At 33.3% G+C, this 25,362-nt stretch carries 20 protein-coding genes and 2 pseudogenes; 4 read left to right on the top strand and 18 right to left on the bottom strand.

Features of this window, described 5'->3' with window-relative positions; genetic code table 11:
• Nucleotides 1–28: 28 nt before the first annotated feature.
• The 3 genes from ACXVYO_RS25065 to ACXVYO_RS25055 all read right to left on the bottom strand — a co-directional run bounded on the left by ACXVYO_RS25065 (nucleotide 29) and on the right by ACXVYO_RS25055 (nucleotide 2,847).
• Nucleotides 29–967, bottom strand: coding sequence for an ATP-binding cassette domain-containing protein (locus tag ACXVYO_RS25065; protein ID WP_458468815.1), 939 nt, complete (start codon nucleotides 965–967; stop codon nucleotides 29–31).
• A gap of 136 nt (nucleotides 968–1,103) precedes the next feature.
• On the bottom strand, nucleotides 1,104–2,204 hold the full coding sequence (locus ACXVYO_RS25060; protein WP_458468814.1) for a sensor histidine kinase: 1,101 nt from the start codon (nucleotides 2,202–2,204) through the stop codon (nucleotides 1,104–1,106).
• Between the two features lie 4 nt (nucleotides 2,205–2,208).
• Complete coding sequence (locus tag ACXVYO_RS25055) at nucleotides 2,209–2,847, bottom strand: response regulator (protein ID WP_458469148.1); 639 nt, start codon at nucleotides 2,845–2,847, stop codon at nucleotides 2,209–2,211.
• Between the two features lie 283 nt (nucleotides 2,848–3,130).
• Between ACXVYO_RS25055 and ACXVYO_RS25050 the strand changes: the two genes are divergently transcribed.
• The 4 genes from ACXVYO_RS25050 to exsE are packed head-to-tail and all read left to right on the top strand — an operon-like array spanning nucleotide 3,131 to nucleotide 6,069.
• Nucleotides 3,131–3,613, top strand: coding sequence for an RNA polymerase sigma factor (locus tag ACXVYO_RS25050; RefSeq protein WP_235608063.1), 483 nt, complete (start codon nucleotides 3,131–3,133; stop codon nucleotides 3,611–3,613).
• A complete protein-coding gene (locus ACXVYO_RS25045; RefSeq protein WP_458468812.1) occupies nucleotides 3,610–4,053 on the top strand; it encodes a hypothetical protein in 444 nt (147 codons plus the stop codon). Before ACXVYO_RS25050 ends, ACXVYO_RS25045 begins: the two co-directional genes overlap by 4 nt.
• On the top strand, nucleotides 4,046–5,116 hold the full coding sequence (locus ACXVYO_RS25040) for a hypothetical protein (RefSeq protein ID WP_458468810.1): 1,071 nt from the start codon (nucleotides 4,046–4,048) through the stop codon (nucleotides 5,114–5,116). Before ACXVYO_RS25045 ends, ACXVYO_RS25040 begins: the two co-directional genes overlap by 8 nt.
• Nucleotides 5,113–6,069 (top strand): exosporium protein ExsE, encoded by a 957-nt coding sequence (gene exsE, locus ACXVYO_RS25035; protein WP_458468808.1) that lies wholly within the window; start codon nucleotides 5,113–5,115, stop codon nucleotides 6,067–6,069. The genes ACXVYO_RS25040 and exsE overlap by 4 nt, the downstream gene beginning before the upstream one ends.
• Nucleotides 6,070–6,098: 29 nt before the next feature.
• Here exsE and ACXVYO_RS25030 read toward each other — a convergent pair whose 3' ends face one another.
• From ACXVYO_RS25030 to ACXVYO_RS24960, 15 genes and pseudogenes are all read right to left on the bottom strand, one after another.
• On the bottom strand, nucleotides 6,099–7,346 hold the full coding sequence (locus tag ACXVYO_RS25030) for a DUF445 domain-containing protein (RefSeq protein ID WP_458468807.1): 1,248 nt from the start codon (nucleotides 7,344–7,346) through the stop codon (nucleotides 6,099–6,101).
• A 485-nt stretch (nucleotides 7,347–7,831) separates the two neighbouring features.
• Nucleotides 7,832–9,010, bottom strand: a complete 1,179-nt coding sequence (locus ACXVYO_RS25025; RefSeq protein ID WP_458468805.1) for an FtsW/RodA/SpoVE family cell cycle protein — start codon at nucleotides 9,008–9,010, stop codon at nucleotides 7,832–7,834.
• A gap of 156 nt (nucleotides 9,011–9,166) precedes the next feature.
• Nucleotides 9,167–9,359: pseudogene (locus tag ACXVYO_RS25020) on the bottom strand (hypothetical protein); the annotation flags it as partial.
• 190 nt (nucleotides 9,360–9,549) lie between these two features.
• Nucleotides 9,550–9,849 (bottom strand): annotated as a pseudogene (locus ACXVYO_RS25015) (ATP-binding cassette domain-containing protein); the annotation flags it as partial.
• A gap of 69 nt (nucleotides 9,850–9,918) precedes the next feature.
• Nucleotides 9,919–11,103 (bottom strand): ABC transporter permease, encoded by a 1,185-nt coding sequence (locus tag ACXVYO_RS25010; protein WP_458468804.1) that lies wholly within the window; start codon nucleotides 11,101–11,103, stop codon nucleotides 9,919–9,921.
• 2 nt (nucleotides 11,104–11,105) lie between these two features.
• Nucleotides 11,106–11,780 (bottom strand): ABC transporter ATP-binding protein, encoded by a 675-nt coding sequence (locus tag ACXVYO_RS25005; protein ID WP_458468802.1) that lies wholly within the window; start codon nucleotides 11,778–11,780, stop codon nucleotides 11,106–11,108.
• Entirely contained in the window at nucleotides 11,777–12,877 is a 1,101-nt protein-coding gene (locus ACXVYO_RS25000; protein ID WP_458468800.1) for an efflux RND transporter periplasmic adaptor subunit, read from the bottom strand. Before ACXVYO_RS25000 ends, ACXVYO_RS25005 begins: the two co-directional genes overlap by 4 nt.
• A 238-nt stretch (nucleotides 12,878–13,115) precedes the next feature.
• The gene (locus tag ACXVYO_RS24995; protein WP_458468798.1) at nucleotides 13,116–14,210 is read right to left on the bottom strand and encodes an ATP-binding protein; all 1,095 of its coding nucleotides are present in this window, start codon (nucleotides 14,208–14,210) and stop codon (nucleotides 13,116–13,118) included.
• Complete coding sequence (locus tag ACXVYO_RS24990) at nucleotides 14,203–14,907, bottom strand: response regulator transcription factor (RefSeq protein ID WP_458468796.1); 705 nt, start codon at nucleotides 14,905–14,907, stop codon at nucleotides 14,203–14,205. The genes ACXVYO_RS24995 and ACXVYO_RS24990 overlap by 8 nt, the downstream gene beginning before the upstream one ends.
• A gap of 426 nt (nucleotides 14,908–15,333) precedes the next feature.
• Nucleotides 15,334–17,289: an FtsX-like permease family protein gene (locus tag ACXVYO_RS24985; RefSeq protein WP_458468794.1), complete on the bottom strand. Its 1,956-nt coding sequence runs from the start codon at nucleotides 17,287–17,289 to the stop codon at nucleotides 15,334–15,336.
• Entirely contained in the window at nucleotides 17,276–18,046 is a 771-nt protein-coding gene (locus ACXVYO_RS24980; RefSeq protein ID WP_458468792.1) for an ABC transporter ATP-binding protein, read from the bottom strand. The genes ACXVYO_RS24985 and ACXVYO_RS24980 overlap by 14 nt, the downstream gene beginning before the upstream one ends.
• Nucleotides 18,047–19,226: 1,180 nt before the next feature.
• On the bottom strand, nucleotides 19,227–20,546 hold the full coding sequence (locus ACXVYO_RS24975) for an aromatic amino acid transport family protein (protein WP_458468790.1): 1,320 nt from the start codon (nucleotides 20,544–20,546) through the stop codon (nucleotides 19,227–19,229).
• Between the two features lie 293 nt (nucleotides 20,547–20,839).
• Nucleotides 20,840–21,730 carry an L-serine ammonia-lyase, iron-sulfur-dependent, subunit alpha gene (gene sdaAA, locus ACXVYO_RS24970; RefSeq protein ID WP_458468788.1) on the bottom strand — a complete coding sequence of 297 codons (891 nt, stop codon included), beginning with the start codon at nucleotides 21,728–21,730 and terminating at the stop codon, nucleotides 20,840–20,842.
• A gap of 21 nt (nucleotides 21,731–21,751) precedes the next feature.
• Nucleotides 21,752–22,450: an L-serine ammonia-lyase, iron-sulfur-dependent subunit beta gene (gene sdaAB, locus ACXVYO_RS24965; protein WP_458468787.1), complete on the bottom strand. Its 699-nt coding sequence runs from the start codon at nucleotides 22,448–22,450 to the stop codon at nucleotides 21,752–21,754.
• 1,431 nt (nucleotides 22,451–23,881) lie between these two features.
• A complete protein-coding gene (locus ACXVYO_RS24960; protein ID WP_458468785.1) occupies nucleotides 23,882–25,225 on the bottom strand; it encodes a D-serine ammonia-lyase in 1,344 nt (447 codons plus the stop codon).
• Between the last annotated feature and the right edge of the window lie 137 nt (nucleotides 25,226–25,362).

Genomic DNA, 25,362 nt, shown 5'->3' with positions numbered 1-25,362 from the left:
CTCCCTTTACCTTTTCTTCATTTACCTTTTATTTATCTCGTAAGTTTCTTCCAGTCAACGTAAGGAATACTGTTTCTAAGTTTGGAGCCTGCTCCTCTAACGAGCGGATTTCAATATCATGATTAATGAAGTGCTGAATAATTTTATTTAAATTGTTTACTCCTGCATCCGAGTTTACTTTAATTACGTTCTCTTCAATTTGAACAGCTTTCACACCGTTTATCTCTTTTAACTGTTCTACATCTAAATTTTCGACTGACTTCACTTCAACCCAAATATCTTTCGTATCAGTAATAATCGCTTTTAACTGTTCTTTCGTACCTTCTGCAATTACTTTACCGTGATCTACAATTGCTATTTTCGTACAAATCTCTTCTACTTCTTCCATGTAGTGGCTCGTGTAAATAATGGTACTTCCCATCTCATTTAATTTTCGAACAGACTGGAGAATATAGTTTCTTGACTGTGGATCAATTCCAACTGTCGGCTCATCCATAATAATTAACTTCGGTCTATGAGCGATCGCACAAGCGATATTCAGTCTTCGTTTCATCCCACCAGAAAAGTTTTTCGGGTAACTTTTATGTTTATCACTAAGCCCTACAAACTGAAGCGCTTCCTCTACTCTTGCGTTTAGCTCAGCTCCTCTTAACCCGTACAATCCAGCAAAGAATTTCACATTTTCATAGGCAGTTAACTCTTCATAAATCGCAATATCTTGCGGAACGATACCGATATTCATTTTCGCAAATCGACTATGTTTCTTTATATTTTTTCCTAATATACTAATTTCACCTTCATTACTTCTTAACAACCCAGCAATCATATTTATCGTTGTACTTTTACCAGCACCATTTGATCCTAAAAAGCCAAATATCTCTCCTTCTTTAATAGATAAAGACATATTATCTACTGCGATGAAATCACCAAATTTTTTCGTTAAATTTTTAATTTCTAATGTATTCATCATTTCACCCCTATTTCGGTTTCTCTGCTATCATTATAAACAAAAAAAATGAACCCGCTCAGTGCAGAAGTTCATTCTTTTCACATGAGATTATTCACTTTTTTCATATGAGATGATTCATCTTCGTCCCATTCTCTTATATCGGCAACAGCATTGTTACTGAAAAACCACTTGTTCCGTCTACAATAATTTTTCCGTTTACTGATGCTGTTCGCTCCTCCATCCCCATAATCCCGAGACCTTTCTTAACGAGAGTTGCACCTTTTCCGTTATCCTTCACTTGCACTTTCACCATCTTGTTAAGTACATGAATATCAATTGAAATGACTGTCGCATCAGCATATTTCATCGCATTTGTTAATGCCTCCGTAACATTTTCACCGATAATCTTCCACTGAATTGGTGAAATCATATCTAAATTCCCTTTATATACGAAAGGAATATTTATATCATGCTTACCGGCAAATTCCTCTATGAATAATTTCATACGGTGAATACCAATTTGCTCAGTTGGTGGCTTCATATTTTTTAATGTAACCCGAATACTTTCAATTCCATCTTTCGAAATATGAATTGCATTTTGTAATAACTCGGCAGATTTTTCTTTATCTATTCCCATTAATCTCTTTGCTGCTTCCATTTGAATTAGCGCTCCTGTCATCGAGTGGCCAATTTTATCATGAATTTCTTGTGAGAGCCGGTTTCTCTCTTCTAACTTAAATGTGTACTCTGATTGCTTTATGTACTCTTTATTTTCATGTAAGCTTTTCGTCAGCCGCTGCATATCTTTTCGCATCTTATCATTTTGTGATTCAAGCTTTAATACACGCGATATATACCGTTCTGCCATAGTTAATATTATGAAAGAAAATGCAACAATTAATCCATATGTCATTCGAATACTTTCATCTGTAAAAATAATAGGAACCATCATCATGATAAAGAGCTGCCATTTCTTCTCTATATATCGAAATACAAGTTCATATAAGTTCAATGGTAAAAACAAAATAAAAAGCGGATGAATCTTCCATGTAAATAACATAACTACGCCAATTGACACAGAAGTTAATATGTTTTTGTACGTATCTTTTTTAAATATAGAAATCAGCACATTTACAGAAAGATATAAAAGCAAAGTGAGTATAATCCATGGTAAGTTCGCGACATTTAAATAAATGTAACTAAACACAATATATATAAAGACAATTAATTTACTTACAATTAACCAAAATTCCATATCTTTAATCTACTTTCCCTGTTAAGTAATAAATCGCAATTTGTGTACGATGTTCAAGTCCCGTTTTCCCTAAAACTGATGTAATATAATTTGCAATCGTTCCTTCTGATATGAAAAGTTGCTTTGAAATTTCTTTATTCGAGAAACCTTTCGCAATTAATGCGATAATACTAAGCTCCCTTTCTGTAAAAAGACTTGTATCTATTTTACATTCGTTCTCTTTGCTTTCCGTTAAATTGCACTTAATTTTATCAAGCACTACATCTTGCATAACAGTTTGACCGTTATATACTCCTTTTATTGCATCACGAATACGCTCTGGATCATTATTTTTTAATAAATAACCTTTCGCTCCGTTTTTTACTGCGTCCAAAATATATTCATCATCATCGAACGTCGTTAAAATTAGCGGTTTCGTTTTCGTCTCTTCACAAATGAATTTCGTCGCCTCTACCCCATTCATGTTTGGCATACGAACATCTAAAAGAGCAATATCAACGTCGTTCTTTTTGCAATAGTCCACTGCTTCTTTCCCATCATTTACTGTATCTACCACTTCGAACTCTTCATATGTATTTAAAATAATTTTCATGCCTTCTCTAATAAAAGAGTTATCATCTGCTATTAATATTTTTATTTTCATGTTTGTTAGTATGGACCTTCCCCTACTAACATTCACATCCTTTCTTCCCGTAACATTTCCCACTTGCTCATTATATACTCCTTTTTACCATTTTTTCACACCTTTTTTCATATAGCCTCCTTTCTAAAAATATATTATTCTTTTTTTACAACATGTGTAGGGTGACCAGTCATTTCTTACGTCTATATAATAGAATGCGTCAAAAAGGAGGGAGAGACCCATTGAGGAAAAACAATTAATTGAAAAAGCACAGCAAGGAAGCGAACATGCTTTTCGTATCCTTGTGCAAACATATCGTCACTATATTTTCCAAGTTATCTTTTCTATTTTAAGACATGAAGAAGATGCGAAAGATGTTACACAAGAAGTATTCGTAAAAATTCACGCCTCTCTCCCAAATTATCAATTTCGCGGATTAAAAACGTGGATGGCGCGTATTGCCACCAATCACGCTATTGATTATAAGAGAAAAAAAGCTAGAGAAAACGAAGAACTCTCCTTATGTAAAGAAACTGAGGAAAATATAAAATCCTCTCAAAATATTGAGGCTTTATTATTGACGAAAGAGCAAAAATTACTCATTGCTCAAAAACTGAGAGAACTTCCCGAAAATTACCGCGACGTCGTTCTCTCACATTATTTAGAAGAAAAAAGCTATCAAGAAATTGCTTTACAAGAAAACATCGAAGTGAAAACAGTCGAAATGAAACTGTATCGGGCAAGAAAATGGATTAAAAAACATTGGAAGGAGGAAGAGTTTCTATGACGCATTATTCAAAAGAAGATTGGCTCAATTATACTTTAGATTTTTTAGAAAGCAATGAACGTGAATCTATGGAAGAACACCTTTATGAATGTGATCATTGCTTAGCGCTTTATATGGAAAGTATTGATGATCAACATGAAAACCTTCCAATGATAAATGATGATTCATTTACGAACGAAGTTATGAAGCAAATTGATTTTGAAATGCTACAACCTAACGAAAATATAAAAACAAACTCACTAAAGCGAACGATTATTCACTACATAATTGCAACCGCAGCTACAATTATTTTTATGGTAAGTGGTTTATTCCAATATATTTTCACAGCAACATCAAATTTCGAGAAATCTTCAAAACATAACGAGTCTTCTATCTCACAACAAATTGTAAACAAATCGGGAGACATACCAAAAAAGGACGGAGGTTCAAAGCATGAATAAAAATCCCTTTTTAGCACTTGTATTAGGGCTAATTCCCGGGCTTGGACATTTATATTTAAAGAAATTTGGACGGTTTATTTTATATAGCGGAGGGGCTGTATTTCTATTTATCTTCGCAGCATTTTGTACAATAGCATTAGGAGCGCGTGATATAGCTTTTCTTTCTCTATTTTTACTAGTCGTGTTATGGGCGATCAATTTATTAGATTTAGTTATCACTATTATTAATCAATCGAAAAAACAAGCAACCGGAGAATTTACAGAGTCCTCTAAAGAGAGCGAACGATTTTATATCATTCTTCTATCAATCATCCCTGGACTTGGACATTTTCAATTAGGACTTATGCAACGTGGACTGACATTTTTAGTAGCTTGCACAGGAATCGGAAGTATGATTATTTTCGTTGCACTTTTAACATCGCAAGAAAGTTTCCTAATCTTCCTTATTACATTACCTGTTTTATGGATTTACAATTTCTTCGATGTTGTTCAGCAGCTCCAGAAAAAAGAACGTGGCGAGCAACTAGATGATCGTACTATTTTCGAAGAGTTTGAAGAGCATCGTGAACAAGGAAAGAAGAATAAAACATTCGCTTCTATTTTAGCCATGTTCCCCGGAGCAGGACATATGTATTTAGGTTTACAACGCCGCGGCCTTCAGCTTATGGCAGCCTTTTTACTTTCAATATATTTACTCGATTTATTAAGACTTTCTGCGTTTTTATTTTTAGTTCCAATCATTTGGTTCTACAGCTTCTTTGACGCTTTACAGCAAACTGCAAAGTATGGAAAAGAACGTGTACATGACGAACCTATCATTGATTATTTTATCAATCATCAAAGATGGATCGGTATTGGGTTAATTACACTCGGTGGTTATTATTTATTAGATCAAACACTCCTTCCTATTTTGAATGATTACTTTGCAACTATATTTAACATTCATCTTAGCGAGCTATATTATCGCTATTTCCAAACATCTATCGTTGCACTCCTCTTAATTGGTGGCGGCTTTAAATTGTTAATTGGAAATAAAGAAAACAAAGGTGGTACAAAAGAATGAGAACATGGCGCGTTGGAACATTTTCAATGGGACTTTCTATTATTTCATTAGGTTGCTTCTTACTATTTTCAGTTATAAAAGGTACTGAGGTATTAGATTCCTTAACAGCATGGTGGCCTGTTTTACTTATTATACTTGGCGTGGAAATTTTACTATACCTTCTATTTTCTAAGAAGGAACAATCCTTTATTAAATATGATATTTTTAGTATTTTCTTTATCGGCGTTTTAGGAAGCGTTGGAATTGCTTTTTACTGTTTATTATCAACTGGATTACTAGATGAAGTTCGTCATTCTATTCATACCACTCGCCAAACGAGTAATATTCCAAGTGGACAACTTGATATACCTGAATCTATCAAAAAAATTGTAGTGGATGCAGGACAGTACCCTCTAACAATAGAGGGTACTGATACAAATCAAATTCACCTTCTTGGAACATATGAAATAACGACGAAAGCTAATGAAAAACTCAATTTAAAACAAGAAGATTTCCTTTCAGTTCAAACAGCTGGGGAAACGATGTATATCACTTTAAAATCATTACCAGTTCAACATACGTTATGGAATTCAGCACCACAGGTCAAACCGACACTCGTTCTTCCGCAAAATAAAAATGTAGAAGTTCGTGCTTCAAATAACGAACTATCCCTTTATCCAGGTCAATTACAAAATAATTGGTTTGTACAAGAAAGTTCACATGTATCTGTTCATTTAACGAAAGAAAGCGATGTATCTGTAATCGCCGTAACAAACAAAAAAGAAGCACACGGAAACACACCTTGGGAACAAGTTGAAGATTTAACGAAAAAAGAAAATAATTCTTCAGAAGAAAATCCAGAATTCAACGAGCAAGAACATTGGTATAAAAATTCGATTAAAACAGGCAACGGGACGTACAAGTTAAATATTGAAAAAGCTTATAATATCAATATGAGTATAATTGAAAAATAAAAACCTTCCACAATTGTGGAAGGTTTTTCTCATATAATCGCTTTAATTCCTTCTAACACTAATCCAATCATAAATCCGCAAACAGCCCCGTTTACTCGGATCCACTGTAAATCTTTACCGACGTTATTTTCAATCATTTCGATTAACGTTTTATCATCTAACTTATCAAGGTTTTCTTGTACAAGTTTTCCGATTTTCGAATGATTCTTTTCAACAAGTGTGACAACTTGTTTTTGTAACCACTCTTCTATTTTTTGTACAGTCTGTTCATCTTCTTTTATTTTATTCATTTGTGTTTGTAAAAATGGAATAACATATTTATCCGTAAATTCTTCATTTTTCACAAAAGTAATTGCCCTTTGTTGTACTTGCTCCAGCATCTCTTTAATTTTGTCAGTAGCATTCCAATTGGCAATCCATTTTTCTTTCCAATTTTCTAATTCTTGTAGTAACGCTTCATTTTCTTTTACATTTATAATTTCTTGGCGAATTTTTGATAAGATAAGTTGTCTTGTGCTATTATCTGCATCTTGTAAGCTGTTAATATTGCTAATAATGAATTTCTGCAAAATGCCGCCAATTTTATCTTCATCTACAATATTCATAAACGATTTCAAAGTAAACTGTAAGAATCCATCTACTTTTATGTTTTCCATCGCCTTCATACCTAAGCTTCCGAGCTGGTAACGCGCTTCATCTTGCGCTGTCCAATCTTTCACTTTTACTAAAATGTAATCCAGTGTCTTTTCATCATATTCTTGCACAACTAATTGATCAACAAGCACTTGTAAAATGTTACTTGTATTGATTGTATGCAAATACGTTTTTAATTCTTTTTCAATAATAACCGCTAATTTTTCCGTATCTATTGTTACAATCGCTTTCTCCGCAATCGTTACAATCCCTTTTTTCACAGCGTCAGACTGCATTTCTCTCTCAGCAATTTGTAGCACCATTTGCGCTAACTGCATTTCTTTTACTTTATTCGTAATACTTTCTTTCGTTAGCCACTCATTTTCTAACGTATGAATGAGCCCCTTCGTTACTCGTTTACGATTTTTAGGTAATAACGCTGTATGCGGAATTGGAATTCCCATCGGATGACGGAATAATGCTGTAACTGCGAACCAATCCGCAAGTCCGCCAACTAACCCAGCTTCAAATCCCCCTTGAATAATCTCTCCAGCTACCGTTCCTTGAAACGGGATAGAAGCCGCAAAACCTACTCCCATAACCCCAAGCGAAATACCCGCTATATATTTAGTCTGTAATGACATCGTATACACATCCTCTTATTATGTAAAATAAAGCTTTTTGTTATATTGATTTGATATTCGTTCTTTATATCTATACTATAATGAACTAATGCGAAAATAACAAAGAATTTATAATCATACACGTTTTCCTTTATTACTATTTAATTAATATCGGTTTTGAAGAGGAATTTTATATTAGAGGATACTATTCAAGAGGAAAACCATATTCTTTAGCTATATAGAGCTTATAGAGGTCTCAACACATCGCTATAAAGCTAAGATTTTGCACTATCCATAAAGCAGACATTATCCTTTCTGTAGAATTATAGGAAAAGATGGCGCATTTTTTATTTTAGGTGTGATTTCTTTTTATTAGCTTGATAGCGATATGGCGCTACCTTTTACTGAATTAGTTTTCTCTAATTTTCTAGCTGGACTATATCTCATTTCTTTTCGTTTGTAGATATTAATGTTTACCAAAATATCCCTAAATAAATTCTTAACTTTTAATTAACTTGAAACATGTATTTTTTATAACTTTTATGCACCGATAAGATAAGTCCCATCATTATCATATTTGAAAATAGTGAACTCCCTCCATATGATAAAAAAGGAAGTGCAATTCCTTTTACCGGCATCATCCCAACAATCATACCAATATTTTGGAAGATTTGTAGTGTTAAAACACTAATTGCCCCAGCACATAATAATGTACCAAACAGACTCTCTGCTGAATGAGCAATTATAGTTATTCGATATATAAGAAGTAACAAGACCAATATAACGAAAGATGCAATTATAAATCCGCCCTCTTCAGCGATAGTAGCAAAAATAAAATCAGTATGCTTTTCAGGAATATATACACTTCCTTGGCTGAACCCTTTCCCATGTAATTCACCACTTCCAACTGCTAAAAGAGATTGTTGCGTTTGATACCCTTGATCTACATTTTCAACTGGATTTAGCCAACCTTTAATACGTGATTGTTGGTGATCTTTTAACTTAATAACCAATTCGTTAAAGAAAAAATCTGGATATCTTACGTATATAAATATTAACGTAGATAATATAGTTACCGGAATGACTGTAAGAATTGCAATTAATTTCTTTTGAATCCCTGATATAAATATAATACTTGCAATAGCTGCAGCATATAAGAACACCATACCTGTATCTGGCTGTTTATATACTAGAACAATGGGGGGAATTGAAGCTAACATAATTTTCCCTACCAATAATAAATCAGTTTTAAATGTCCGAATCATAAACTGGGCGTTATGCTTCACTACTAAATTTGCGACAAATATAATTAGTGCAATTTTGAAAAACTCCGATGGTTGAATTTGACCGATGACAGGAAATTGAAACCATCTTTTTGCGCCTAATTTAACGGGAGTAAACGTTGATTCCGGTAATATTTTTAATATAACAATTGATGCAAAACCAACAATATACAGTGGCCAAGATAACTTTTGCCATTGATCCCAATCAATACTTGCAACAATTATTAACAGTACAAAACCAATTATATAGTTCCTACCTTGCTGCAATGCAAAGTTTGTGCTTCCATACTGACCAGTTTGTTGACTACTATAAATTGCAGTGATACTAATAATACAAAACATGCATAAAATCAAAAGTAGTTTTTTATCTAAATTCCTTAATAATTCTATTATTTTATTCATGAAACTCTCCTAAAGTGCTCAATAAATTCCACTTTTCATCATAATTACTAGCACTCTTTTTATAAATTTTTAGGTATACAAAAGGATTCTTTTGCTCAAAATTAATTCCCCTCAAATAAGAAAATTCTATATAATGTAATTAGTAGCTATATGGCATACTTTTTTAAAACTTCGAAATGAATAAGCCTCATAGCGTACTCCAATCCGAGATAATTGTCGTAAACGATTAGGATATATACCTTTTACCAATATTTCACTAGAAACCTTTTATATACGCTAAACGTTCAATTACCTTTAAAAAGGATTCTAGTGAAATTTGGCCAGGTAGTTCTTTTAACCAAGTTAAATATCGTAAAACACTTAATTACATAGCAAAACCTAGTTGGTTATAGCACCCTCGATAGAGATTAATGATTTTTTGTCATGCTGACTAGGGGTAAAGCATGTACTTATTCCCCATTCGCTAATATCAGAGGAGATTTGCATATAAAGCTATGAAATATTATTTAAATTTAATTGTTATAATTTTCAAATTTTTTTGTATCTAACAGATTATAATCTTGGAAAATGAAACCTAAATGAATACGGCGGAATAAAGCTAACTTATCATCATTCATCTGTACGATGTCTTCTCCAGTAATTAATATCTCGCCATTTGTCACATTATCAATTGTAGAAAAGACGTTTAATAGCACCTTTTTACCAGACCCAGAAGTTCCCATACTGCCAATGAACTCACCTTCTTGCGCTTGTAAGTTAGTCTCTTTTAAGGCTTCACATTCATTTCCACCTGTGCCATATACTTTTTTTATATTTTCCACTTCTAATACTCTTTTCATCTCTATATTCCCCTCCTCTTCAATATTTTGCGAAAATATCTCCCATCAAGCTTATCTCTTTAACTATTCTTATTCATATCGTAGGCAATCAACTGGATCCAATTTAGATGCTTTATTAGCCGGAAGTATACCAGCGACAATGCCGATTGATATTGATATTCCAACAGATAGTAGACCAAGGTTTATAGAAATAATAAGTGGCCATTCACCTATGAGTGTAGCTATCCAGGCAATGATAATACCTAATCCAAAACCAATCGCTCCGCCCAATGCTGTTAAAATACAAGCTTCAATGAGAAATTGCATTAGTATTTCCCCTCTTGTTGCACCAAGTGCTTTTCGAACACCAATTTCACGCGTGCGCTCTGTAACGGATATAAGCATGATATTCATCACACCAGCACCACCTACCATTAAAGACATCCCAGCGATACAAGCGAACACCATTTTCAACTCTCGGGATGTTTCTTCTAGTCCTTGACTATTTGTTCCCGTATCCACCGCTGTAAATGGATGCTCGAATTCCGGTGATTTCAATTCATTTAATACAGATAAAGCTTGCTTCTCTACAGTTTCTCTTTCACTAGGAGAAGATAACTTAATTTGCACTGTATCATACTCCTCAACCCCTGAAATCAGCGGTACATTATCAATCGGTGTATATCCTGAATACGATTTAAATTGTCGATTCGAACTATCCTCATGTTTGTACACCCCGGCAATCTTATATGGTTTTCCTTTTATATCTATATATAAATCATCTTTCCAAGTATCAAATACCTTTGTAAATAAATCTTCATGGAGAATTACAATAGGAATTGGTTTTTTTAGCTCATCCTCCGTTAACTCACGTCCATGTACCATTTTTATTTTACGGTCCTGCATAAAATTACCTGTTCCCGCAAACAAATTAAAAGCAACATCTTGTGACCCCGTATATGCTTTTACGTTCATACTCACATCTGGATACACATCCTTTACACCTGGTATCACTTGTAATTGCTTTACCATATCTGATGTGATTTTCGCTTTCTCTAATGGGAAATCCGGATTGTAATACTCTATATTAATCTCATCCATATGGTTGTTCTTCTCAAACTCTATTTGCATCTTTGCAGTTTGCCCATCACCCATTGCAAGAATCGTAATAATTGCAACGATTCCAACAATAAGTCCCAGCATCGTTAAAATGGATCGCATTTTATGTGCAAAGATAGAAGATATAGCCATACGTATATTTTCATGTATATTCAAATTTATTCTCTCCAATCCTGAACAATATTTCCGTCTCGAATAACAATTCGACGTGCTGCGGCCTCCCCGATTTCACGATCGTGGGTAATCATAACAATTGTTGAACCTTGTTTGTTTAATTCGTAAAATAGATTTACAATTTGTTCACCTGTTTTCGTATCTAGTGCACCTGTTGGTTCATCTGCCAAAATAAATTTCGGGTTATTTACAATTGCGCGTGCGACTGCAACACGCTGTTTTTGACCACCTGACAATTCATTTGGAAGTTTGGTATCGTGATTAGCTAAACCAACTTTCGTTAAAGCTGCTAATGAACGCTTTTGCCTTTCTTTTTTATCGACTCCGGCGTAAATAAGAGGGAGTTCTACATTTTGAAGTGCTGTAAGTCTCGGTAATAACATGAAGTTTTGGAATATGAATCCAATCTCTTTATTGCGAACATGTGCGAGTTCTGTTTCAGACATGTTTGAAATGTTTTGACCAGCTAATTCATACATACCCGACGTGGGCTTATCTAAGCAACCGATGATATTCATTAATGTAGATTTACCAGAACCAGACGGTCCCATGATAGAGGTAAAATCTCCTTGATTCAGAGTCACATCAATTCCATGTAAAATTTGAATAGATTCTGTACCATTTTGAAAAGATTTGGTAATTCCCTGTAAGTTAATCATTGAGCGACAACCTCCATACCATCTTTTAGATTTACAGTAGGTTCAGAGATAATCTGTTCACCTTTTTTCACTCCAGCAACTTTTGCTTCACTACTTGTTTCGAATTCAACCTTAACAGCTTGTTCTTTTGCTTTTCCGTCTTTTACAACAAAGACAACATTTTTATCCCCTTTTTTCAAGATGCTAGCTTTTGGGACGATTGTACCTGTTGCTTCGCCAGATTTACGCATTACATATACATGGAATCCGTTTTGTAATTCTTCATTATTATCTAATATAACAGTGAATGGATAGTTAGAAACTGTCTTGTTTTCATCCATACTTTTTAGTGGTGTAGAACCGATTTCTGTTACTTTTCCTGTCCAAGTCTTGCCAGCAACAGTTTTTGAAGAAACCGTTACTTCTTGTCCCACTTTCACGCTAGCAAGCTCGTATTCAGTTAATTGACCTTTCACTTTAAACGGACCATCATGACGGAGTGTAATACCGCTCATACCGTTGTTTTCATTTGAAGTTGTAACAATATCATCAATTACACCATCAGCAGGGCTTGTTACAGAAAGAGTATTTACTTTCTCTTTTGCTACTTTAATCATTTCATCAGCTTTTTCTACTTCAAACTTCTTCATTTCAAGTTGTGATTCTAATTGTTGAATTTCAATTTCTGATGCCTTTACTGCTTCCGCAGGAAGATCCGTATTTTTATCTTTTTGTAGTTTTTGTTTTGCTACATCAATTTGTTTTTGCTGTAATGTTACCTCTTTTTGTGCAATTCTCTTTTGCATTTCTACTTCTGTTACGCCTTGTTTAACAGTTGGATCATTGTATTTAAACAGAAGCTGCCCTCTCTTTACTTCAGCCCCTTTTTGAACAACTAATTCATACGTACCTTTTGTTGGATCAAATGAAATGGTTTCCATTCCATTTGGAATCACTTCACCAGCAAATTTTTGCTGATTCTCTATTTGTTTTTCTGTTACTTGATATACTTTAGAGGATATAACCGGTTCAGATCCCTCAGCAAACGTCATATACGCTCCAAATCCTATACCAATTGTTACCACACCAACGATGACTACTTTATTTACTTTCTTCATATTATCCTCACTTTTTCCTATATTTTATTTTTGGAAAACATTATTTCTTTTTGGGTAATTAGTTAATTTTTTCGGGAATTCTATATAAATTAAATTTAAAAACATAAACATCTCCTTTTTAAAATCATCCTGTTACAAAAAAAAAACACTTTTTATTTCTAATTTCTTCTTGACCTAACCTATGTATAGGATAGAAGAAATTAATTAAATAAAAAGTGGGGTAAAAATTAAATATTTATTAAATGTTTAAATTCTCTTCTTTTGGCAATCTCACTTCAAATATTGTTCTCATTACATTACTTTCAGCAGAAATCTTCCCATTATGTTGCTCAACAATATTTCTAGCAATAAATAAACCAAGTCCCGTACTGTTTTTCTGCACTGTTCTCGCTTTATCGCCTGTATAAAACATATCGAAAAGATAAGGTAACTCTTCTTCAGGAATGCTCTCTCCATAATTTACAATCTGTACAACAACGTCTCCATCTTCACTGTATCCATTCATATCAACGAATTGTCCTTTATTTCCGTATCGAACCGCATTTGTTACAAGATTTTCAAATACACGAGCTAACAAATTCCCATCACCATTAATATATAAATGAGGTTTAAGATTTAATCTCACATCTAATTGCTTCTTTTCCATTAATGGGTATAATTCCTCATCCAGCTGTATGAGCAATTCACTTATATTAATGGATTTTTTATCTAATTTTTGCACGCCATAATTCATTCGTGTAATTTCAAACAACTCATCAATTAAACTTTCAAGCCGCTGCGATTTTGCAAATGCAATTGTAGAATAATATTTAATTTGTTCCTTCGTCAAATTCTCCTCTTTGAGAATTAAATCTAAATAACCTAGTACAGATGTTAATGGTGTTCTTAAATCATGGGCTAAGTTAACAACGAGCTGATCTTTACTACTTTCTGCAAAGTCTCCTCTTTCAACCGCTTCTTTTAATTTTTCACTCGCGATATTAATTTCGCGTGCAATATTGCTAAATTCATCATTTGATGAGATATGGACTTTATTTGTGAAATCTCCTTTTGCAAGATGATGAATACCAATAGAAATGGCATCAAAATATTTTAAATATGGTTTTGTTGAAAAGAAAAAGAAGAAAATTGATAACAAGGTGAAGGGAATGAAAGCAAAATAATTACTTTCACTAACCAACCTACTTGCTACATAGTCTTCATGACTAACCACCTTCCTAAATGAGAACCCTAATGTTTTATGAATTATATATGTTCCACCAGCTGCTAACACCATACTTAGTGCGAACAAGGCAATCATTTTAAATCGAAAACTTTTCATTAATTTAGCCATTGAAAGTATAACCTACTCCCCATATCGTTTTTATTAACTTGTTCTTTCTTCTATCTTCTCCAAGTTTCTTTCGTAAAGTACGAATATGCACCGTAACTGTATTATTGTTATCATCATAATAGTCATTTGTCCATACTTGCTGAAAAATATTTTCAAGACTATATACTTTCTTTGGATGACTCGCCAATAAATATAAAATATCGAACTCTTTTGGAGTTAATTCTATTTGCTCTCCGTATACATGTACCGTTCGTCTCTCAAAATCAATAACAACGCCGACTACCTCTAAAACGGATTTATTCTCCTCTTCTACTTTCGGTTGATTTAACGTAAGAAATCGGCGAAGTTGAGCATTCACACGTGCTACTAATTCAATTGGCGTAAAAGGTTTCGTCATATAATCATCTGCACCTATTACAAGACCTGTCACTTTATCGAAATCAGATGTTTTTGCGCTTAAGAAAATGATCGGCATATGATGTTTGGCACGGATTTGACGCGTCACCTCATAACCATCCATTTTCGGCATCATGATGTCTAACACGACTAAATCGATTGGCTGAGATTGAATAATTCGAATTGCCTCTTCTCCATCAGTTGCTTTCACAACCTGGTATCCTTCTTTTTTTAAATGTATCCCAATTAACTCAGTAATTTCCACTTCATCATCAGCTATTAAAATTGTAATGGGTTTCATTTTATTCTCCATCACCTTTCACTTTCATATATTTCAATTTAAAACTTGATTACTCTATTTATGCCACCTGTAAAAGTACTAAAGTCTAATTCATTCTTTTGGGAGATAGTTTAAAATCCTATTATTCCTTTGAGGAGACAAATTATTTTAGGATTTTTTGAATGCTATGTGTTGCGCCAGGCTCTACAATTTCACGTTTCTACATCGAAATCTTTCATTTGCAGGAGGGATGCAAAAAATCTCTTTAATAAATTTTTTTCAAATACCTTACTATCTTTAATTTAATATTTTCGTTTTTCATTTAATTATTAATTTAATGAATATTAAACTTGGTGAATAAAATAGTTAAAAATAACTATTTTATTCACCATTTGAAATTTAGTAAGTTTTAGTTCCTATTTTATTGACGTAACATCAAATAATTTATTATTTATAAACAATTCTATAATACGAATAAACAGTTAACACATAATATCCGAAATAAATTATGCAATATACACCGCTACTAATTAAAATAGGAATTATGATATTAATAGGCAAGTCGTTAATAGGCAAGTCGTTAATTATTCGTAAAGCAACTAAACTATGAACAAGTCCGATTATCAAGGGTAAAATAAAACTAAAGCGAACTTGTTTTGAAATTGAAGTTCTTACCTCTTTTTTCGTAACACCAATCTTACGAAGAGTCTCATAATATCTCTGATTAGCATGCGCTTCAGATAATTGTTTGTAATAGATAATAGAACCTGTTGCCATTACAAATACGACCCCTAAAAAACTTCCAATAAATAACATAGTACCATACGTCTCCATAACATCTAAATTTGCTTTATAGAAAGTATTGATTTTAACATCATCATCATCAGGTACTATCTTTAATAAACCTTCAGTCAATTCTTTACTATCCTTTTGCTGTGTTACATCAATATTTTTTATAATATAGGTCTGCTGTGTTTGCTTAACCATTTCATAGAACTGATCAGGTACAATGACAACCAAATCCCCTAAATTTGTTAGTTTACGAATTTCGATACCCTGGATGACAGATATTTTCGGCTCAACTTCAAGGGGGAATTGAAGTCTATTTCCCTTTTCAAAATTCTTATCAGGCTGTAGATTATATATAAATACTTCTCCTGGATTTAAGTTGACTTTCTTCACTCCCATATTTTTAGCATTCTTATTCAAAATAGATTGGGACATAAGCTGAAAATCATATGATATTTTATAAGGGGGATTGGATAGACTTGTATTTCCTTCCACCTCAAAAGGCCCTCCCTTAACTGTTACCATTTCAACTTCAAAATCACGGATAATTGAATTTTTTTTCTTATTCTCTTCGAAAATGCCCTGTATGCGCTTTTCAATTGCATCCTCTTGTTTTTTATATGAAAAACTGTACGGTGCCTTGCTTTTCGCTTCAAATTTCGCTTCAAAATAACCTGATACAACAGCCCCAATTGCTGTTAAAGATATGGCACTTAATATAGCAATTGTCGCAAGTAACTTTGCATTTCCTTTTACTCGATATATTAACTGTGAAATGTTCATTATGCTCATACCATTATAAAACATTTTTCTTTTACTTCTCATTTTCTTTAATATAACAACTGTATAAGACGTGAATAGTAAATATGTTCCAAGTACAATTGCAATCAAAATAATAACCGGGATATACATAGGTTCCGGATCCATAGGCTGCTTCACAAATTTTACGATTTCACGAATAAAAAAGGCTGACAAATAACCTAATCCAATTAAAATAATGCTCATGTATGCCATGATTCTTGATACTTTTGGCATACTTTCCCCTTGATGATCAGCTTGAAACATCTCAATTAAAGAAAATTGATAAATTACGTGAGAGTTTTTCCACGCAGTATATAATAAAATTGCTAAAAAGACTACGGATGTATCTATTAGCGATTTTATAGAAAACTCAAAATAAACGGGTACCTTTAATTTCATTAAACCCATTAGTATTTCTAAAGCTAACTTTGAACCCCAACTGCCAATTAGTACTCCAATTACTAAAGCTACGCTCCCCATTATTATGGTTTCACAAAATAACATTGTACCGATTTGTTTTTTAGTTATACCTAGTAAAGAGTATAATCCTACTTCTTTTTTACGCTTCTTTATAAAGAAATTTGTAGAGTAAATAATAAATATGGCAATAAAAACAATGAGAATCACTTTTGCAGATTGAAGACTGCTCTTAACCACCACACTATCAGTCAACGCTGCATTTATTTGAGTATTATAACGAAGTGATGCAAACATAAAATAGATAACCATACTCGCAGTTAGGGATACAAAATAGAGTATATACTCTTTAAAATTACGTTGTATATTCCGCTGAACGATATCAAATAACGTCATCAATTGCACCTCCAGAAATGACGGACATTACGTCAACTACTTGTTGGAAGAACTGTTTACGTGTTAATTTCCCGCGATGTAATTCTTTACATGACTCACCATCTTTAATGAAAATCACTCGTTTACAGTAACTTGCCGCAAACGCGTCATGCGTTACCATTAAAATTGTTGAGTTATCCTGTTCGTTTAATGACTTCATACTTTCTAATAAATCTGTTGCTGATTTAGAATCAAGTGCTCCTGTTGGCTCGTCTCCAAAAATCATACTGGGATTTGTAACAATTGCACGAGATGCTGCGCAGCGCTGCTTCTGTCCTCCAGATACTTGGTATGGGAATTGATTTAAAATATGATCAATCCCAAACTTCTTCGCAATTTCCAAAACGCGTCGATCAATTTCACTCGCTTCCACTTTTGATAGCGCAAGTGGAAGCGCAATATTCTCTTTCACCGTTAGCGTATCTAATAAATTAAAATCTTGGAAAACGAACCCTAAATGATTCCGGCGAAATAACGCCAGCTTATCATCATTCATCTTCCCGATGTTTTCTCCATCAATGAAAATCTCCCCTTTCGTCACAGTATCAATTGTTGAAAGAACGTTTAATAGCGTCGTCTTACCGGATCCAGAAGGTCCCATAATGCCAACGAACTCACCTTCTTGCACTTGTAAGTTAATCCCTTTTAAAGCCTCAAATCTATTTCCACCTGTGTCGTATACCTTTTTTATCTTTTTTCCTTCTAATACTGTTTTCATTTCTTATCCTCCCTTGATTCAATACACATATAAAGGATATAGATAATTAATTAAATAAAAAGTAAGGAAAACATTAAATTTCCATTAAATTTTTAATCTACTTCCATTTTGCAATCTTATTTCAAACCATGCTCTTAGTTCTTTATTTTCAGTGGAGACTATCTACTTATGTAGTTTAAAAATCCCCATAACAACATTTCATTCATGGTATATAAATTAAATCTACTTAAAATATCTTTCTATAAATGATTAAAAGATTAACTATACTAAGTTCCTTGAAAACTACCAACAACTTGTAAAAGTGATTCAAATCATTTTATAAACGATTATTTTTAACGAATAGCTTTATAAATAAAAAATTGGATAATTAGGGTAATAAGTGCAGGGAGAATACAAAACGTGGCAAATATTTATGGATATGCACGTGTAAGTACATAAGGTGATGCTTTCTTCAATCCTATGATAGCAACTAAATAAGTTAGATTCTTATCTACTATAATCACACGAAGTTTTGACGCATGAAAAGACTGCAAAGCTTTTTGAATATGTCCACTTGACAGGGATAAGACCAAATTTTAGTTCTTCTAAATAGTAACCATATACAAAAAAAACACTCATACCGGTAAACACTTAGGTTGATAGAGTCATATTTTGTTCAGTTATAACTCTCTCATTTATATGGGGTATATAAGTACCTTGGTCAAACCCCTTCTATTTTATAATTACATGGCTGTTAAGCCGCCCGATGAAACTTCCGACATTTTGCGTTATTGACACTAGCAATTCAGCTGGCGCAGTTTTCGCTAACGATGCAAGCTCTTTCATGGAATGCATGAATTTTTCATCATCATCTTACGACAATTGACAGCCAACTAATATGAATTTTATTTTTTCTTCTAATATAATAGCGGGGTAGCACATTTCACCTAATTAGTGAGGGGAGAAAATTCATGGCATGGGACATCAATCTAATATGCTTGAATTATAATCTTTGTAAGCGCTAAAAAATAATTGCTGAAATAAAAGCTAAGCATATAATCAAAAAAGGACAAACTCTCTAAGGTGAAAAGTTTGTCCAAAATTATAATCTATTTGATTTAACAATATAAAATTCAATTACGATAGAAATCTTTCTTTGTTCATATCCTACGATTTTCGCATGAGATCCAACAATAGTGAATTAGAATAATGACTTAATACTTGCTAGGACAGTAAGGATACCTATAACAATAACAAATACATTGCTCATCTTCCCTCTATATTTAGCTAGTACAGGCACTTTACGAATTGCATACATTGGTAATAGACATAAGATAGCAGCAACTAACGGACCGCTAAGGGCATCAATAATTCCAAGAATACTTGGATTTGTATAAGCAACATACCAGCATGTTAATACGACAAAAGTAAGAATCATTGTCTTAACTGTTTTCTCTCCTAAATCTTTCCCACGTTTTTTACCAGACTTGATAATCATGTCACGCATTACCTCATATGCTCCTATATAATGGCCAAGGAAAGACTTTGTAATAGCCATAAACGCAATGATTGGAGCTGCAATAGTGATTACTGGCGAATTAAGCTCATTAGCAAGATATGAAAGGATTGACAAGTTCTGTTCTTTTGCCACCTTAAGATCATCTGGAGTCAAACTTAAAGTACTGCTCCAAACAAAGAACATAACAACAGCGAATGTCATGATATAACAAACTTTTTGTATTTGCGCACACTTGGCATCAGTAGCGTCTATTCCATACGTAGCTCTCTGTTTCATAACGAATGAAGAAATCATAGGAGAATGGTTAAACGAGAATACGATGATTGGTAGAATCATCAATATCGTTCCCAAATATCCTGTTCCTGTTGAAGCAGTAGAAACAGCTGAAAAGCTAAGCATTGACGTATTCCACTGTGGAATTAAAGATATTGCGATAAACAGTAGAGAAGCTATGAAAGGATACACTAGCATACTCATGATCTTTACAGTAATATCTTGACCAAAATTTAGTATAGCGATAAGACCAAGAACTAATACAAGTGATAAAATAGCCCTTGGAGGCTCTGGCATGTGCAATTGATGTACGATAAAACTACTTGCAGTATTTGTAAGTGCAACCGAATACATCAGCACGATCGTATAAATTGAGACGAAATATACAATGTTAAAAATGATACTTGCTTTATTTCCGAAATACTCTCTTATTGTGCCTGTAATCCCCTCATCGGCAGAATTCGAAGCGTATATCATTTTAGCAAGTGCCCTATGTGAGTAATACATAACAGGATATGCAAGTATAGTAATTAACAGCAATGATAATAAACCACCTGAACCTGCATTAATAGGTAAGAAGAGTACTCCTGCTCCAATTGCTGTTCCAAATAGACTCAATGCCCAGGTAGTATCCTGTTTATGCCACTTTTTAGGGTCTAGATATTTCTCATTTTTTACTGCAGTATTATCAACCTGAAATTCTATGTTTTTTGCAGTATTCCCATTCATATAATAATTCCTCCTAGTTTCCTATTCTTACTTCTCTATTTTAGGCATCGGAATATAGACCGTTCTTGAAAAATGAATTGCTTATAAAGTGCGTCACATCGTATATCCTTCTTCTAAGTTAATCTAAATCAAAAAATTAGCGAATCATAAACCTGACGGGGGTGTTACCACTTACAAAATGTTTCAATTATATAGTAGTATATTTTATTAGTAATTCCCCCAATATACAGACACCCTTAGGCGAGCAATAGAGAATAGATTGTTAACTTTTTCACAATGTATCCGATAATTGTTCATTGTTTTGATTGTTTCTCTCCAAATATTTTATTTTTAATTGCAATCCCTGTAGGTGTAGCTGCAATTCCACCTAAACCTGTCTCTCTTAATTCGCGAGGCATCTGTCTTCCAACTCTATACATTGCTTCAATAACTTCATCAGCATTGATGATATTGTTTACGCCGGCTAATGCGATGTCCGCTGCTGCTAAAGCATTTGCCGTTCCAATGGCGTTTCTCTTTACACAAGGAATTTCTACTAAACCAGCGACCGGATCACAAACTAAACCGAGTAAATTTTGTAATGCAATCGAAAAAGCTTCCGAAGATTGCTGTGGCGTTCCACCTGCAGCTTCTACCGCAGCTGCGGCCGCCATTGCTGAGGCACTGCCTATTTCCGCTTGGCATCCTCCGTACGCTCCTGAAATACAAGCATTGTTTGCAACTATTGTTCCAAATAACGCTGTAGTAAATAGAAAATGAATCATATCTTCATGACTTAACTCCAACGTATCTTTAATACTAAATAGAACTCCCGGAATCGTCCCACTCGCACCTGCTGTTGGAGTTGCACAAATAGCTCCTAATGCAGCATTTACTTCATTAACACCGATAGCACTTTGGATCCCTAACACCATCAAATCTCCAGAAAGAGTTTTCCGATTTTCTCGATAGTTTTTAATTTTAACAGCATCCCCTCCAGTTAAACCAGTTGGAGAAAATACCCCGTCGCCCTCAATACTTTTATTTATAGCATTTTGCATAGTCGCTAAATTTCGTTCCATTTTACTCCAAACTTCTTCATAAGTAGATTTAGTTTGTTCAATTTCCTGTTCAATTGCTAATTCATAAATTGTCTTTTGGCTTTTATTAGTTGCATCTATAATTTCTTTTATGGCCATATACATATTTTTCACTCCTCAATGTAACTAAAGAATAATGAGCTTAGCTATATTGCTTAAATTCCCCAATTCCTCCTGGACATTACCAGGCAATAGCGAATCCAATGCGAATGCATACAAAAATTTACCATTTTCTTCCAAACTATGAAAGTTATTAATTTCTACATCATATTGTTTAAAAATCCTGCGTAAAACAAATTCAAAGTCAGCTCTTTCGGAAATTGCAATAATAACCGGCAATGGTCCCTGCAGATCTAAACTAAATCCGTCAACTTCAACATGTTTGATTTCAATTAATCCACCGCCGACAGAAATACCCATCGTTCTAATACTTCGGTTTTCATCCTCTAAATATACATCTGCCGTATTTGGATGATCAGCAGGACTATCACCCGCTTTTTCAATAAAGGTAATGTCAATTCCTTTAGATTCTGCTATTTTAATAGCATCTGGCACTTTGCTGTCATCGGCTGCAAATCCTAATATCCCAGCAATAATCGCAAAATCAGTTCCATGTCCTTTATGGGTTTCAGCAAATGATTCATAATACCTAACCACGACTTTTTTGGGAAGACCTTGAAATAATTTATTTGCAACTGTTCCAATAGCCAAAGCTCCTGCAGTATGTGAACTCGAAGGTCCTATCATTACCGGCCCAATCACATCAAAACAACTTTTGTATTTAACAACCTTTTTTTCTTTAATAGATGCTACATTTATGTTCATATAAGCACCCCCATAATTTATGATTTTAATTGCAGTTGAAACTAAGTCATTTGAATAATTAATTCAAAACAAAATCGTATTGATAGCGCTTTCTTTTGATGTTGAATAAATTTCCTTTCTGATTACACATCCTTTGTAGAGTAATCGTATCAGCATGTCCAATTTAAGAAAGTTACTTGTAAGGTCTTTAGAATTTTTGCACCAAAACTAGGTTTGATATTTTATCTAGAGGTAATCTACTATCTCTCGACGCCCTCATTATAACTTGTATATTTATGAATTTAATATTTTTTTATTTTTAGAAAGATTGAATAAACAGAATCTTGAATGGATAATAAATTACAATTAGCATGTAGCAATTGTGTCCTTTGTTTGAAGCTGTATTAGTTAGTAGAAAAGTAAAGATAGCACAGATTTCCTTTCATTAACACCTTGATTATATTGGAAAATCATTATAAAGATACTTATACTATCCTTTGTTGAAACATCTTATTTTAGACGTAAAGCTGTTGCAATAACTAATTATTGTAGATGGAAAGTAATATGTTAATGAAATATAAAACCATATACGCATAATAATTATATATCACGCATTAATATTCAAATTTTAGAAAAAAATAACTTTTCTTCATAAGTCTTTAAGTACTACTTTGGTACTATTTACTATTATAAAAAAGAATGTTAACTCTTCTATATAGGTTATATATACTTTATTCAAAAATCCTAATGTATTTAGATATTTAGAATTGCTTTCTAAATAAATTTTTATATCACATACTCTCTTAATAGTTAAATTAATCGTTACAATTGAACTAATTTATATGTTAATCCTTGATTCATAAAATTCTCTCCTAGCCTATCTATTCTAGGTAAACTAAAGGAGTTATACAAAGCGAAATATCATCAACATAAAATTTATATAAGTAATCTACGATATTTTCATTTCTTTCGAAATTAATATTTAAATATTTTTCTTATTTTTTTCAAATTGTATTTTCATTTACTATTTTATTTATGGATAAGAAATCATTATTTGTTCCCTTCTGATAGCTTTCTACAGTTACCTTTAGAGGGAATGTATCATTTCATTAGGATAATACCATATTAAATTGGATAATGTAGTATCATTAGATTCTTTAAAATCACTAAAACTCTCTTAACATTGTTAAAAATGAGGGAATTGTCTTAAAATTGGGTTTAGCGTTGTAAACCCGCATTTCCCTTATGGTACCCCATAACCATCAACTTAAGAATTTTTATAACACCCTCAGGATGAAAATCCCGTGTATTTTTGACAGAGAACGACTTTTTTTCATTTGGGAGGTATTTCTTGATGAGCATATGGTACCACCAAATGCCCATCACCCAAAAAACGAAAATGAGTTCATCTTCTCCTAAGTAGCCTTGAGAAATGAACTCATTTTATATCTATCAATATTTTTTTTCGATTAACTGCGAACCCGTCTGATAGTATACTTTCATTACCTCTTTTGGAACCATACTCCCCCCAGTTCCCCACACTATATGAATACCTTGATTCAATTTTTTGGTTAAATCATTATTTGTTATATATCTTTTTCCTTCTTTATACAATTTAATTGGCCCAATCATACCCGCTAATGCTGATGGTTCCAACTCTATCCCCTCTGTATCTACTAATCCTTTTAGTAACTTGTATAGATGGTTATCGCTAACTGTATATATACCACTTAAAAATGGCTCTATTGTTTTACCTACAAATCCAGATGCTCTTCCCACGGCGAGTCCGTCTGCATCTGTTTTATTGTCAATCCCAAAATCTTGCACAGATATTCCATCATGCAACCCAGTCATCATACCTAATAGCATACAAGGGGAATGAGTAGGTTCTGCAAAAAATACATGCACATTATCTCCATACATTAACTTTAAACCAAACGAAACACCACCTGGGCCTCCGCCTACTCCACATGGCAAATAGACAAATAGAGGACAAGATTCGTCGACTTTTATTTGAAGTTCCTCTAATTGTGCATGTAAGCGCGCAGCAGCTACAGCATAGCCTAAAAATAAATGTCTTGAATTTTCATCATCGATAAAATAACACATTGGATTCTTATCAGCTTGTTTTCTTCCTTCTTCTACCGCTTTACTGTAGTCCGATTTATATTCAATAACAGTAACCCCTTTGCTTCGAAGTAAATCCTTTTTCCACTTTTTCGCATCTGCTGACATATGAACAGTTACATTAAATCCTAACTTCGCACTCATAATTCCAATGCTTAAACCTAAATTTCCAGTAGAACCTACTGCAATAGAATAATTTGAAAAGAAATCCCTGAACTTTTTACTATCTAGTACGGAATAATCATCTTGTTCATGTAATAAATGATGTTCAAATGCTAAGTCCTCAGCGTGTTTCAGTACCTCGTATACCCCTCCTCTTGCTTTAATAGATCCTGATATTGGAAGATGACTATCACATTTTAATAGTAATTCTCCTAATATAGGTTGCCCGTAATTTTTCTCTAAAGACCTCTTCATAGAAGGTATCTTCACTAAGGGTGATTCTATAATACCGCCTGTTTCTTTCGTTTCCGGAAACACTTTCGCAATGTATGGTGCAAAACGATTTAATCTTTCTTCTGCATCTTTTACATTCTCTTCATTAAGTGGCGAATCTTTTATTGCCGTTTCATACTTTTCCATGTTCGGATTCAGCCAAAACACTTCTTCTGTTTCGATTAATTTATTTATTAGTGGATATTGCTCTTTTAATTTCTCTATTTCCCTCATTTTTCTTCCTCCTCATAACCTTGTAGCTTACGATTCAATAAATTATAATTAAATTAATTTTAATATAGTTTAACACAAATTATTCACTTTAGTTAATTTTAATTTAATTTATTTAAATATAATTTAATAATTAGTAA

It is taken from the genome of Bacillus sp. BC08 (assembly GCF_054326875.1).
This window is presented reverse-complemented; position numbering and strand designations above follow the sequence as displayed.